Origin of the sequence: Burkholderia pyrrocinia, assembly GCF_001028665.1 — a bacterium.
GTDB lineage: Bacteria > Pseudomonadota > Gammaproteobacteria > Burkholderiales > Burkholderiaceae > Burkholderia > Burkholderia pyrrocinia.
Genome location: NZ_CP011504.1, coordinates 1,457,342 through 1,469,646 on the forward strand (window position 1 = coordinate 1,457,342; position 12,305 = coordinate 1,469,646).

General features: G+C 66.6%; 12 protein-coding genes. 8 read left to right on the top strand and 4 right to left on the bottom strand.

Annotated elements, in window-relative coordinates; all coding sequences use genetic code 11:
* Positions 1 to 101 precede the first annotated feature (101 nt).
* The gene (gene pdxR, locus ABD05_RS22785; protein WP_047902327.1) at positions 102 to 1,613 is read left to right on the top strand and encodes a MocR-like pyridoxine biosynthesis transcription factor PdxR; all 1,512 of its coding nucleotides are present in this window, start codon (positions 102 to 104) and stop codon (positions 1,611 to 1,613) included.
* Positions 1,614 to 1,692: 79 nt separating this feature from the next.
* On the opposite strand, the gene ABD05_RS22790 is transcribed toward pdxR, so the two are convergent.
* Positions 1,693 to 2,529, bottom strand: coding sequence for a DMT family transporter (locus ABD05_RS22790; RefSeq protein ID WP_047902328.1), 837 nt, complete (start codon positions 2,527 to 2,529; stop codon positions 1,693 to 1,695).
* A 105-nt stretch (positions 2,530 to 2,634) separates the two neighbouring features.
* Between ABD05_RS22790 and selD the strand changes: the two genes are divergently transcribed.
* The 3 genes from selD to ABD05_RS22805 all read left to right on the top strand — a co-directional run bounded on the left by selD (position 2,635) and on the right by ABD05_RS22805 (position 5,730).
* Positions 2,635 to 3,699, top strand: a complete 1,065-nt coding sequence (gene selD / locus ABD05_RS22795; protein ID WP_082146274.1) for a selenide, water dikinase SelD — start codon at positions 2,635 to 2,637, stop codon at positions 3,697 to 3,699.
* A gap of 72 nt (positions 3,700 to 3,771) precedes the next feature.
* Positions 3,772 to 4,362 carry a LysE family translocator gene (locus ABD05_RS22800; RefSeq protein ID WP_047902330.1) on the top strand — a complete coding sequence of 197 codons (591 nt, stop codon included), beginning with the start codon at positions 3,772 to 3,774 and terminating at the stop codon, positions 4,360 to 4,362.
* 288 nt (positions 4,363 to 4,650) lie between these two features.
* Positions 4,651 to 5,730 carry a purine-nucleoside phosphorylase gene (locus ABD05_RS22805; protein ID WP_047902331.1) on the top strand — a complete coding sequence of 360 codons (1,080 nt, stop codon included), beginning with the start codon at positions 4,651 to 4,653 and terminating at the stop codon, positions 5,728 to 5,730.
* A 208-nt stretch (positions 5,731 to 5,938) separates the two neighbouring features.
* On the opposite strand, the gene ABD05_RS22810 is transcribed toward ABD05_RS22805, so the two are convergent.
* The gene (locus tag ABD05_RS22810) at positions 5,939 to 6,232 is read right to left on the bottom strand and encodes a DUF4148 domain-containing protein (RefSeq protein WP_047902332.1); all 294 of its coding nucleotides are present in this window, start codon (positions 6,230 to 6,232) and stop codon (positions 5,939 to 5,941) included.
* A 465-nt stretch (positions 6,233 to 6,697) separates the two neighbouring features.
* On the bottom strand, positions 6,698 to 7,384 hold the full coding sequence (locus tag ABD05_RS22815; RefSeq protein ID WP_047902333.1) for a response regulator transcription factor: 687 nt from the start codon (positions 7,382 to 7,384) through the stop codon (positions 6,698 to 6,700).
* Between the two features lie 329 nt (positions 7,385 to 7,713).
* On the opposite strand from ABD05_RS22815, the gene ABD05_RS22820 reads away from it, so the two are divergent.
* Together ABD05_RS22820 and ABD05_RS22830 are read left to right on the top strand one after the other, a co-directional pair.
* Positions 7,714 to 8,016: an H-NS histone family protein gene (locus ABD05_RS22820; RefSeq protein ID WP_047902334.1), complete on the top strand. Its 303-nt coding sequence runs from the start codon at positions 7,714 to 7,716 to the stop codon at positions 8,014 to 8,016.
* 131 nt (positions 8,017 to 8,147) lie between these two features.
* Positions 8,148 to 8,975, top strand: coding sequence for a hypothetical protein (locus ABD05_RS22830; protein ID WP_148669128.1), 828 nt, complete (start codon positions 8,148 to 8,150; stop codon positions 8,973 to 8,975).
* A gap of 24 nt (positions 8,976 to 8,999) precedes the next feature.
* Here ABD05_RS22830 and ceoR read toward each other — a convergent pair whose 3' ends face one another.
* Complete coding sequence (gene ceoR, locus ABD05_RS22835) at positions 9,000 to 10,004, bottom strand: putative multidrug efflux transcriptional regulator CeoR (protein WP_021156406.1); 1,005 nt, start codon at positions 10,002 to 10,004, stop codon at positions 9,000 to 9,002.
* 174 nt (positions 10,005 to 10,178) lie between these two features.
* On the opposite strand from ceoR, the gene ABD05_RS22840 reads away from it, so the two are divergent.
* Entirely contained in the window at positions 10,179 to 11,039 is an 861-nt protein-coding gene (locus ABD05_RS22840; RefSeq protein ID WP_047902337.1) for an alpha/beta hydrolase, read from the top strand.
* Positions 11,040 to 11,071: 32 nt separating this feature from the next.
* On the top strand, positions 11,072 to 12,289 hold the full coding sequence (ceoA, locus tag ABD05_RS22845; RefSeq protein WP_047902338.1) for a multidrug efflux RND transporter periplasmic adaptor subunit CeoA: 1,218 nt from the start codon (positions 11,072 to 11,074) through the stop codon (positions 12,287 to 12,289).
* Positions 12,290 to 12,305 lie beyond the last annotated feature (16 nt).

Consider the following 12,305-nt stretch of genomic DNA (forward strand, 5'->3'; position numbering starts at 1 on the left):
GTGGGTAGAAAATCGGGCGCGTTGGCAGCCCATGGAGGCGACTATAATCACATTTGGCTCTGACAATCAGAGCCATTTCAATAAATATTCAGGAGCCAATCATGCGCGCGAGCGTGTTGTCGGACTGGCTGGCGCAGCGCCTCGTGCGCGGCGGCGAACAGCCGATCTACCGGCAGCTTCACCGGCTGCTGCAACAGGCGATCCTGTCGCGCGAACTGCCGGCCGGCACGCGCGTGCCGTCGTCGCGGCTCCTGGCCGCCGAGCTCGGGATCGCGCGCAACACGGTCACGCAGGTTTACGAACAGCTTGCGCTCGAAGGTTATGTGAACTCGGCGACGGGCCGCGGCACGTTCGTCGCCGACAGCGCGCCGGACGAGATCGTCGGCGCGCCGCCCGACGCGGCGGCCGGCCCGGCCGTGGTGATGCCGTCCGCGCGGCGGCTGTCCGCGCGCGGCACGCGGCTCGTCGAAGGGGCCGGCGTGTCGAAGCGCCAGGGCGGCGCGTTCATGCCGGGCGTGCCCGATGTGTCGCGATTTCCGGCGCGCGTGTGGACGCGGCTGCACAACAAGTACTGGCGGCGCCTGCGCCCCGACCTGCTGACCTATGCGCCGGGCGGCGGGCTCGCGCTGCTGCGCGAGGCGCTGGCCGACTACCTGCGCACGTCGCGCTCGGTGCGCTGCACGCCCGAGCAGATCGTGATTACGACCGGCATCCACCAGTCGATCGACCTCGCGGTGCGGCTCCTGACCGATCCCGGCGACGCGATCTGGACCGAGGACCCGTGCTACTGGGGCGTGCGCAGCGTGCTGAACGTGTCGGGGCTGACCACGCGGCCGATCCCGGTCGACGAGGAAGGCATCGCGCCGTCGCCCGCCGATCTCGCCGAACCGCCGAAGCTGATGCTCGTCACGCCGTCGCACCAGTATCCGCTCGGGATGGTGATGAGTCTCGCGCGGCGCCGGATGCTGCTCGAATACGCGCGCCAGCACGGCTGCTGGATCATCGAGGACGATTACGACAGCGAATTCCGTTACGGCAGCCGGCCGCTCGCGTCGCTGCAGGGTCTCGACACGGCCGGGCAGGTGATCTACGTCGGCAGTTTCGGCAAGACGCTGTTCCCCGGGCTGCGGGTCGGCTACCTGGTCGCGCCGGAACCGCTCGCGGAAAGCTTCGCGACCGCGAGCGCCGAGCTGTATCGCGAAGGACAGTTGCTGCAGCAGGCCGTGCTCGCCGAATTCATCGCGGAAGGGCACTTCGTGTCGCATATCCGCAAGATGCGCACGCTGTACGGGCAGCGCCGCGAAGTGCTGCTCGATGCGGTCGCGCGCCGCTACGGCGACACGCTGCAGGCGCTCGGCAGCGACGCGGGGCTGCATCTCGTCACGCAATTGCCGGCAGGCGTCGACGATCGCGCGGTCGCGCAGGCCGCGCTCGAACGCAATATCGTCGTGCGGCCGCTGTCCGGCTATTACGCGGATCGCGAGCGCGCGGCGCCGGGGTTGCTGCTCGGTTATGCGTGCGTGCCGGAGGACGAGATCGCGACGGCGTTCGCGACGCTTGCCGAGGCGATCGACGAGCGGGCGTTTCTGCGCTCCGATATGGTCGCCGCCTGATGACGGCGTGCGACGGTATTGCCGCGCTGCGGTGCCGTCGATGCGCGATTCGCTCGGCGGATATCGGTACCGGTCGCGCTTAAAGCCGGATCAACGCCGCGCCCGCGACCACCAGCGCGCAGGCGGCGAGCCGCTGCGCGCCGGGTCGCTCGCGCATCACGAACCAGCCGATCGCGACCGCGAAGATCGAACTCGTTTCGCGCAGCGCCGACACGGTCGCGACCGGCAGGTGCCGGTACGCGAGGATCACGATCGCATACGCGGCGAGCGAGATCGTGCCGGCGATCGCGCCCTGCGTGAGCGCGGCGCGCGAGCCGAGCACCGCGCGCGGGCCGCCGCGCACCGCGCAGACGAGCACGAGCTGCGGCACGCTCCACAGCAGGTACACCCACGCGATGTAACCGAGCGCGCTGCCGGACACGCGCGAGCCGATCCCGTCGCAGATCGAATACGCGGCGATGAACACGCCCGTGAGCAGCGCATACGGCACGCCTTCCCCGGAGAACCGGAAGCCGCGGCGCAGCGCGAGCGACATGATGCCGAACGATACGAGCGCGATGCCGGCGAAGCCGAACGGCGTCGGCCGCTCGTGCAGCACCGCGAACGCGAGCACCGACACGAGCAGCGGCGACATCCCGCGCGCGATCGGATAGATCTCCCCGAACTCGCCGCTGCGGTAGGCGCGCGCGAGCGTGAAGCAGTACGCGACCTCGAGCGCGGCCGACGCGGCGACGTACGGCCACGCGGCGGGCGCCGGCGCGGGCAGCAGTGCGGCGCCGGCGACGCCGAACGCGAGATACGGCAGCGACATCGTGCCGAGCTGGACGAGCCGGTCTTCGCTGACGTGCAGGAACGCATTCCAGATGGCGTGCAGCAGCGCGGAGCACAGCACGAGGCCGATGAACAGGTGATCCATGAATGAGGGGGCGGACGAGGGCGGGCGCCGACGATTATGTGGGTATCGGGCGCGCTCGCGCGGAATTGTCGATAATGGAGTGTTGTTATTCACCGGATGCCGACGATGACCGAAGCCACTCAAGCCCAGCCTGCCGTTCCGCGCCTCACGAGCCTGTCGCACGGGGGCGGCTGCGGCTGCAAGATCGCGCCGGGCGTGCTGTCCGAGCTGCTGAAGCGCGCGACGCCGCCCGCGCTGTTTCCGGACCTGCTGGTCGGCACCGAGACGTCCGACGATGCGGCCGTCTACCGGCTGAACGACGAGCAGGCGATCGTCGCGACCACCGACTTCTTCATGCCGATCGTCGACGATCCGTTCGACTTCGGCCGCATCGCGGCGACCAACGCGCTGTCCGACGTCTATGCGATGGGCGGCAAGCCGATCCTCGCGCTCGCGCTGGTCGGGATGCCGATCAACGTGCTGCCGCACGAGACGATCGCGGCCGTGCTGCGCGGCGGCGAAGCGGTGTGCGCGGACGCCGGCATTCCGGTCGCGGGCGGCCATTCGATCGATTCGGTCGAGCCGATCTACGGGCTCGCGGCGATCGGCGTCGTGCATCCGTCGCGCGTGAAGCGCAATGCGGCCGCGCGTGCGGGCGACGTGCTCGTGCTCGGCAAGCCGCTCGGCGTCGGCGTGCTGTCGGCCGCGCTGAAAAAGAACCAGCTCGATGCCGCGGGTTACGCGCAGATGGTCGCGACGACCACCAAGCTGAACCGGCCGGGCACCGAGCTTGCCGCGTTGCCGGGCGTTCATGCGCTGACCGACGTCACGGGCTTCGGGCTGCTCGGCCATACGCTCGAACTGGCGCGCGGCGCGCATCTCACCGCGCGCGTGCACTACGCATCGCTGCCGTGGCTCGCGGGTGTCGAGGCGTTCGTCGCCGACGGCGTGTTCACCGGCGCATCGGGTCGCAACTGGGCCGCGTACGGCACGGACGTGCGGCTCGCCGACGGCCTGCCGCCCGTCGCGCAGGCGCTGCTGACCGATCCGCAGACGTCGGGCGGCCTGCTCGTCGCGTGTGCGCCGGAAACGGTCGACGAAGTCCTCGCGTGCTTCCGCGCCGACGGCTTCGACCGCGCGGCCGTGATCGGCGAGATGGTGGACGGGCCCGCGCGCGTCGACGTCGCCTGACGCGGATTTTCCACGCCGGATCGTGGTGCGGTCGCTAGAATCGATGCCTTCCCTCGAAGGCGTCGACGACCGATGAACGACTTCCTGTTCGGGCTGATGATCGCGCTGTCGGTCGGGCCCGTCGCGCTGATGATCGCGAACTACGGCATGCGCGCCGGCACCGCCACCGGCGTGCGCGCGGCGGTGGGCGTGGCCGCTGCCGACGGCTGCTATGCGGTCGTCGCATTCACGATCGGCGCGATGCTCGCGAGCACGCTCGCGTCGCACCTGTCGCTGTTCCGTGTCGTCGGCGCGTTCGTGTTGCTCGCGATGGGCACACGGATGCTGTGGCACGCGCTGCGGGATCGGCGCCGCACGCTCGACGGCGATGCGCAGCCGCCGGGCACTCGCCCGTTCACGTCGATGTTCTTCGTCACGCTCGCGAACCCGCTCACCATCCTGCTGTTTTATGGCTATGCGACGGCGGCAGCCGGTGCGCATCGGCACTGGTTGTTCGGCGCCGCGTGCGTGTTCGCCGGCAGCCTCGCGGGGCAGCTCGTGTTCGCGTTCGGCGGCAGCACGATCGGGCGCATCGTGAAATCGCCGGGGTGGCTCGCGGCGAGCCATGTGGTCGCCGCGCTGGTCGTGCTCGGTTACGGCGTCGCGGGGCTCGTGCGCGTGTAGCGGTTCGGGAGCTGGCCGAAGTAGAAGGCGACGTCGACGGGTGCGATGCGCAGCGGTATGTCGGCAGGCGTTCGTTCCTGCCAACCGGATAGCATTCCTGATGGTTTTCATGCACGGCGACGGTGCGAAACCAACGACGCACATCGCATTGCGCAACACGCGCACGGTCGCACGAAACAAGGTAGTCGTTTCGTAGTCGGGTTCCGCATCGCACGGGCCCGTTCTATACTCCCTCGCGCAGTCTCCGAGAGCCGTTCTCACCCAACATCATCGAAACAAGGGACGCCGATGCTGACTCGCTCCATTCTTTCCGCCGCCGCCTTCTCGCTCGCGGCCTGTGCGACCGCGCCGTCGATCGCGCAGGACAACCAGGGCAACAACGCGGGCAACGCTGCATTTGCCGAGACCGGTGCACAGGGCCGCCCGGTCAAGGTCATGATCATCACGATGTTCGGTCCGGAGGGCCAGGCCTGGCTCGACCGGATCGGCCCGTGGCGCGACATCACCGTGCCGGGCCTGTCGCCCGACTATCCGGCCGTTCACTGCAACAAGCAGGACGTGTGCGTGGTGACGACCGGCATGGGCTATGCGAACGCGTCGGCGACGATCATGGCGCTCACGTTCTCGCAGCGCTTCGATCTGCGTCGCACGTATTTCCTGATCTCCGGCATCGCGGGCGTCGACCCCGCGCAAGGCACGGTCGGGTCCGCCGCGTGGTCGAAATATCTCGTCGATTTCAGCCTGCAGTGGGAGCTCGATGCACGCGAGATTCCGGCCGGCTGGAATACCGGCTTTCTCGGCATCAACACGAAGAGCCCGAACGACAAGCCGCCGCTCGACTATCGCACCGAGGTGTTCCAGCTCAACCCGCAGCTGACCGACGCCGCTGTCGCGCTGTCGCGCAACGTCGTGCTCGCCGACAGCGCGCAGGCGCAGGCCGCGCGCGCGAAGTTCACGTATGCGCCGGCGAACCGGCCGCCGACGGTGATCCAGTGCGATACGTCGTCGGGCAACACGTGGTTCTCGGGCACGCTGATCGGCGAGCGCGCGCGCCAGTGGACGAAGATCCTGACGGACGGCAAGGGCACTTACTGCATGACCGCGCAGGAAGACAACGCGACGTACGAAGCGCTCAAGCGCGCGGCGAGCGTGAAGCGGGTCGACCTGTCGCGCGTTGCGGTGCTGCGCACGGGGTCCGATTTCGACCGGCCGTATGCGGGGCAGACGAGTACCGACAACCTGCTGAACTACGCGGACCAGGGCGGCTTCGCCCCGGCGACCGAGAACCTGTACCGCGCGGGCAACCCGCTCGTGCAGGACATCGTGACGCACTGGGGCGAGTGGCGCGACGGGGTGCCGCGCCGTTGAGGGCCAGGCGACGGCTCAGTCGGCGGTCAATGCGAGTGCGGGGCCGAACGGAAAGGCGTCCAGACCGGCGTGGTGTCGTCCCAGTGATCGAGCGGCGAAGGGAGTTGGTCGTTCATCATGTGCTCCTGCAACTAACTGACTCGGCGAGTCGTCGATAGGTGTGTCGCGATGCCGCGCACGGGGCACCCCGCTGCGCGGCGTTGCACGTTTACCGGCCCCCGCCGGCGAGCTGGTTGCTTTCCGGCAACGAGCGATACGGGCCTTGCGCGAGTTCGAGCCCTTGCGGGTATGAATTTGCCTTGCGCAGGTACGCGAGCGTGCCGTCCTTGCGGGCCTGCTCGACTTCCGCGCTCACTTCGGCGCGCGTGCGCGGGCCGTAGTGCTGCGAGTACCACGACGTATTGCCGTAGTCGCCGGCGTGCGGCGTGCCCGAATCGGCGAAGGCCGGTGCGGACACGGCGAGTGCGAGGGCGAGAGCGGAGAAAAGGTGGCGGCGGTTCATGGCATGACTCCTGTCGATACGAGTTAGCGCTTCAGCGCTTACTCAGATCCCATGCTTGGCATTTCGGAGTTGGCGCGTTGGCGCTTGCTCCGGTCCCATCAAGCGGGATCTGTTCGATGCGCAACGAGGTGCGCGACAGGGTTTACTCTAGGTGTCTGTTCCGGCGCGATAAATGCGGCAGCCGCGAATTGAATTGTCGCCGTACAGGAACAATCGGAATCCGCACACGCAATGGGGGAATGCGGAAAGCCTTGCTGGCTGGCGCTGGCAGCGAGATGCGGTGGATCGGGCGGAGCATGTCGCGCAGCGATCAATCCAATCGGCGCAATAGTCTTCTGCACGCGATGACGGGATGCCGCGCGTCACGAGCGCCGTTCCTCCGTGCGTTGGCCGGCGGGCGCGGCAGCCTGGCGATGCAGTGCGACGGTGGAATGGGCATGGTCGCGTTGCCACGGATAGGGGGCGTCAGATCGCCTCAAGTCGATAGCCGAGCGAATAGACCGCGCTGAGCCGCATGCCGTTCGACGGCTGGAGTGCCAGCTTTATCCGCAATCGATAGATGTGCGTGTCGAGGCTGCGCGATACGCGGGTCATGTCACGGCCCCACAGCGAAAGGATCAGCGCGTCGCGTGGCATGATGCGCCCGAGGTTACGAAACAGCAGCACGGCGAGATCGAATTCGCGTGGCGTCAGCACGATCTGCGTGCCGTTGAGCCGCACCGTCCGTGCCTTTGTATCGATCCGGTAGCAGCCGATATCGAGGGTCTCCAGCGGCGCACCGCCGCCGTGATACGCGCGCCGCAGCAACGCGTTGGTGCGCGCCAGCAGTTCGAAATGGTTGATCGGCTTGACCATGTAATCGTCGGCGCCGGCGTTGATCGCGGAGAAAATCTCGTCCTTTTGCGCGCGATTCGTCAGGAACAGGATCGGCAGGCCCCCGCCGATGCGTTCCCGGGTCCATTTCAGCACCTCGAACCCCGACAGGCCCGGCACTTGCCAGTCGAGAATCAGCAGGTCGACAACCGCGTTCTCCAGATGGCGGATCGCCTGGTGGCCGTTGCCGACCGCATGTATGCGGTGCCCCGATTTCTCCAGTATTGCGGTGATCATTTCGACGTATGCGCTGTCGTCCTCGAGATATAGAACATTCATGTTTTGCACTCCTTTGTTAGCGAGCAGGTCGATCGTACTGCGTCGAGCATGGATGGAAGGATTCTTGTGATCCGTGTGAGACCGAGTGGCGACCGGCGAATTGCCGCGCATGTTCGCATCGTTACGCGCGTGTGATTGTCAACGATTTTGAACGCGTTAAGCCGTTGTTATAGCGTCGAAATTGCTTTCATCGGGGCATGTGAGGTCGATTTGTAGTCCATATTGTTGACAAAGGTTGTCAATATGAAACGGCGGCGCGATTACGCTCCGATGTACCGGCACCGCCTTGGTGGAGGACCGGCGTAGAGGCGAGTCTTAAGGAGCGTCGCATGTTGATATACAAGTCGTTCATGGAAAAGAAGGCCTTGCTCGAAGAGCAACTGGAACGCGAGCGTCTTGCCATATCGGAGGCCGTGCTGCTCGAAGTCCGGCGCTGTATCGAGGAATTCGGGTTCACCCACAAGGAGGTGTTTCCGGCCGGTGCGATCGGCTCCGGGAGGAAGCGCCGGGCAAAGTATTTCGACCCGCGCACCGGGCAGACGTGGTCCGGCGTGGGGCGGGAGCCGGTGTGGTTGCGTGGTCAGGATCGCGACCGGTTCCTGATCGACGTCATGTCGCCGAATAAATCTTAGGATTCCTGATCATTTGATTGTTGAAGATTCGTCATGTCGGTCTCGGGGAGCTTCGACGCGGCGGCCTGTCATCGGCGTCGCGACGCGTTCGGAAGATCGATCGGTCACACCGGGGTGACTGAGCGAAGCGGGTGGAACCAGTTCCACCTGGAATATTACATTTCGATTATGACAGTTCTAGTGGCGAACACCGGTGCCCCAATTTCTTTTTCGCCGGCCGGACCGAAGGGCGAGATCAGGAGCGAATTCGTATGAGCGATCAAGCAGCGCAACAGCACGACGAGGCGTTGGCGCCCGAGCGCGTGTTTGTCGGCATCAGCGTGACGCGGGAGACGGTCGAGGTCGGCATCTCGTCGCTGAGCGTGATTCTCGGCTACCGGAACGAGACGTTCGGCATCGAGTCGCTGACCGATGCGATAGCCGGATTGGCTCCTGCGCGCGTCGTGCTGGAGTCGTCCGGCGGCGCCGAATTCGAGGCGGCTTGCTCGCTGCAGGCCGCGCGACTGGCGGTGGCCGTTGCCTATCCGCATCAGGCCCGCGATTTCCTCGCGGGCGCGGTCGAGATTCCGCTCGAGCGAAAAGGGGCGCGAGCCCGTTTGCTGACGGAACTGGCTCGCCAGTTCGATCAGCATCCGTCGTGCGCCCGGCTCGTCGAGCCGTTGTCCGACCCGCAACTACAGAGCTTGCAGGCGTTGGTGCAGCGCCGCCGGCAACTCGCGCGCACGCTGATCGCGGAGTATCAACTGCTTACGTACTCTCAGGCGAACGTGCGCGGCGGCATCGAGCAGACGATCGCGTTCCTGGAAAACCAGATCGGCGTGATCGACCGCTATTGCGCGCGGCACGTGAGCGCGCAGCGCGCCGAACTGGCACGGGCGATGGCACGCGCGAAGCGGCCCGGCCGCGGCGCACCCGGCATGGGGGCCGCGGAATTCATGCGTGCGTGGCGAGCGAAGTGAAAAAGGCGCCCGGGTACGCCGGACCTACGCGACCCATTCGTTGATGACCGGCGTGTCGAGCACCGGCGCGCGTTCGGCTTCCTCGAACGTACGCTTGCTGCACGTCGCGTCGAGGCTGCCCTTGCCGCTCAGCAGCGGGCAACGGTCGAACACCTCGGCGATCCAGTCGACGAATACGCGCACTTTCGGCGACAGATGGCGGCTGTGCGGATACACGACGGAGATCGGCATCGGCAGCGGCTTGACGCCGGGCAGCACTTCCTTGAGCCGGCCTTCGCGCAGATGCGGCAGCACCATGAAGAGCGGCGGCTGGATCAGCCCGAAGCCTTCGATCCCGCAGGTCACGTACGCATCGGCATCGTTCACCGACACGATGCCCTCCATCTTCATCTCGACTTCCTGGCCGTCGGTCAGGAACGTCCAGTCGATCGTGCGGCCGGTGCGGCTCGAGAAGTAGTTGACGGCCTTGTGCTGGCTCAGGTCGTCGATCGTCTTCGGCTCGCCGTGACGCTCGAGATAGTCGGGCGACGCGACCGTCACGCATTCGAACAGGCCGACCCGGCGCGCGACGAGCGACGAGTCCTGCAATGCACCAACGCGGATCACGCAGTCGACGCCTTCCTGCAGCAGGTCGACCGGGCGATCGGACAGCCCGAGTTGCAGGTCGATGTCCGGATAGCGCGTGTGAAATTCGCACAGCGACGGAATCACGAGCAGCCGCCCGATCGAACCCGGCATGTCGATACGCAACTTTCCGTGCGGCTTCCGGTTGTTGGCCTGGAAGCTCGCTTCGGTTTCCTCGACGTCCGCGAGGATCCGCACGCATCTTTCGTAGTACGCGGCGCCGTCCGGCGTCAGCGACAGCCGGCGCGTGGTCCGGTGCATCAGCCGCACGCCGAGGAACGCCTCCAGATTCTGGATGATCGTCGTGACGGACGCCCGCGGCAAGCTGAGCGTTTCTGCTGCCTTGGTGAAGCTGCTTGTATCGACGACGCGAGTAAACACCTGCATGGCCTGAAGCCGGTCCATCACAACCTCCGCAATCTAATTTGCCGCCGGAACAACAAGGCTGCGCTACCTCGTGGGTGAACGCAGCCTCGGATTGTTCGGGGGCGTTGAATTGTGTTGCCGGATTATAGGCATTTATCCCAATGTCTGCCGGACCCAGAATTCGTTCCATCTCGAAATGGATGCTGCATCGTCATGGACGCTTCTGAATTCAGCAAATTCCTGAAAGCCGCGTTGCCCGCTCAAGCCTTGGCGGGCGCGGCGCTGACGGTCGCCGAAGTGGAAATTCCCGGCTACGCGCAGGACATCGTGCTGCGCCTCTACCGCCGCCCGGACAAGACCGGGCTGCCAGTAGTGCTTTATTTCCACGGCGGCGGTTTCGTCCGCGGTTCGCTCGAAGACGCCGATTTCGCCGCGCGTTTTTTAGCAGAACGCTTACCAGCTCTCGTAGTGTCGGTCGATTATTCGCTCGCACCGGCCTTTCCTTTTCCGGCCGCGCCGGAGGATGCGTATCGCGCGGCCGTGTGGGCCGCGACACGTGCCCGCGCGTTCGGCGGCAACCCGAAGAAGATCGGTGTCGCGGGCCACGACGCGGGCGGCCAGCTTGCGAACTGTCTGGCCTTCATCGCACGCGACCGCGGCGAAGTGTCGATCGCCGCGCAAGCGCTGTTCGGGCCGATGCTCGACCCGAGCATGACGCGCATCGGCGACGCCGAGCGCCTCGCGTCGGACATCACCGCGCGCGAATGCGCGGCATGTTATCGCGCATATCTGCCGCAGGCCGCGCAGCGCATGCACCCGTACGCGGCGCCGCTCGAATCGGTGCGCCTCGCGGGGCTGCCGCCGACGCTCGTCGTCACCGCGCAGAACGACGTGCTGCACGTCGAAGCGGAGAAATATGCGGGCTGCCTGATTTCGTCGGGCGTGCTCACGCAGGTGATCCGCTATCCGGATATCACGCATGCCGCGCTCGCGACGCACGAAGCCGCATTCGAGGAAGCCGTGCGCTTCTTCCAGTGCCGCTTCCAGGCGCGCCAGCCGAACCGTTCCGAATAACCAGAACCAATCCACGTTTATTGGAGATCCACATGGCCATCCTACGCACCTCCCGTTCCCGAATCGCGACAGCGGCGATCGTGACGCTCGCCGTCGTCGGCCTCGGAACGTTCGGCGCAATGCGCGTGAACGCAAACGCACCCGAAAAGGCGGCCGCGCCGCTGCCCGAAGTCGATGTCGCGACCGTCGTGCCGCAGACCGTGACCGACTGGCAAGGTTATTCGGGCCGCCTCGAAGCGATCGAGAAGGTCGACGTACGCCCGCAGGTGTCGGGCACGATCGTCGCGGTGAATTTCAAGGACGGCGCGCTCGTGAAGAAGGGCGACGTGCTGTTCGTGATCGACCCGCGCCCGTACCAGGCCGAAGTCGACCGCGCGGCTGCACAGCTCGCGGCTGCCCAGGCGCGCAACGGCTATGCGCAGACCGACTGGCAGCGCGCGCAGCGGCTGATCGGCGACAACGCGATCGCGAAGCGCGATTACGACGAGAAGCAGAACGCGGCCCGCGAGGCGGCGGCGAACGTGAAGGCGGGCGATGCCGCGCTGGAAACGGCGCGCATCAACCTCGGCTATACGCGGATCACCGCGCCCGTGTCGGGCCGCGTGTCGCGCGCGGAGATCACGGTCGGCAACGTCGTGTCGGCCGGCGCATCGGCCGCGCCGCTGACGACGCTCGTGTCGGTGTCGCCGATCTATGCGTCGTTCGACGCGGACGAGCAGACCTACCTGCAATACATCAACGGCGCGCGCGACGGCCGCAAGGTGCCGGTCGAGCTCGGCCTCGCGAACGAAACCGGCTACTCGCGCAGCGGCGTGATCGATTCGGTCGACAACCGGCTCGACACGTCGTCGGGCACGATCCGCGTGCGCGCGCGCTTCGACAACGCCGACGGCGCGCTCGTCCCGGGCCTCTACGCGCGCGTGAAGGTGGGCGGCAGCGCGCCGCACGAGGCGCTGCTCGTCGACGACGCGGCGATCAACACCGACCAGGACAAGAAGTTCGTGTTCGTCGTCGACCAGCAGGGCCGCGTGTCGTACCGCGAAGTGCAGCAAGGGATGCAGCACGGCAACCGGCGCGTGATCGTGAGCGGGCTTTCCGCGGGCGACCGCGTCGTCGTGAACGGCACGCAGCGCGTACGGCCCGGCGAGCAGGTGAAACCGCACATGGTCCCGATGACGGGCGGCGATGCGCCGTCCGCGCCGATCGCGAGCACCGCGAAGCCGGCCGCACCGGCGAAGGCGGATTCGTAAGCGGTACGCCGCTTCG

Excerpts from the sequence above, each read along its gene's own strand:
- pdxR (WP_047902327.1), top strand. The coding sequence starts at position 102 with ATGCGCGCGAGCGTGTTGTCGGACTGGCTGGCGCAGCGCCTCGTGCGC.
- ABD05_RS22790 (WP_047902328.1), bottom strand. The coding sequence starts at position 2,529 with ATGGATCACCTGTTCATCGGCCTCGTGCTGTGCTCCGCGCTGCTGCAC.
- selD (WP_082146274.1), top strand. The coding sequence starts at position 2,635 with ATGACCGAAGCCACTCAAGCCCAGCCTGCCGTTCCGCGCCTCACGAGC.
- ABD05_RS22800 (WP_047902330.1), top strand. The coding sequence starts at position 3,772 with ATGAACGACTTCCTGTTCGGGCTGATGATCGCGCTGTCGGTCGGGCCC.
- ABD05_RS22805 (WP_047902331.1), top strand. The coding sequence starts at position 4,651 with ATGCTGACTCGCTCCATTCTTTCCGCCGCCGCCTTCTCGCTCGCGGCC.
- ABD05_RS22810 (WP_047902332.1), bottom strand. The coding sequence starts at position 6,232 with ATGAACCGCCGCCACCTTTTCTCCGCTCTCGCCCTCGCACTCGCCGTG.
- ABD05_RS22815 (WP_047902333.1), bottom strand. The coding sequence starts at position 7,384 with ATGAATGTTCTATATCTCGAGGACGACAGCGCATACGTCGAAATGATC.
- ABD05_RS22820 (WP_047902334.1), top strand. The coding sequence starts at position 7,714 with ATGTTGATATACAAGTCGTTCATGGAAAAGAAGGCCTTGCTCGAAGAG.
- ceoR (WP_021156406.1), bottom strand. The coding sequence starts at position 10,004 with ATGGACCGGCTTCAGGCCATGCAGGTGTTTACTCGCGTCGTCGATACA.
- ABD05_RS22840 (WP_047902337.1), top strand. The coding sequence starts at position 10,179 with ATGGACGCTTCTGAATTCAGCAAATTCCTGAAAGCCGCGTTGCCCGCT.
- ceoA (WP_047902338.1), top strand. The coding sequence starts at position 11,072 with ATGGCCATCCTACGCACCTCCCGTTCCCGAATCGCGACAGCGGCGATC.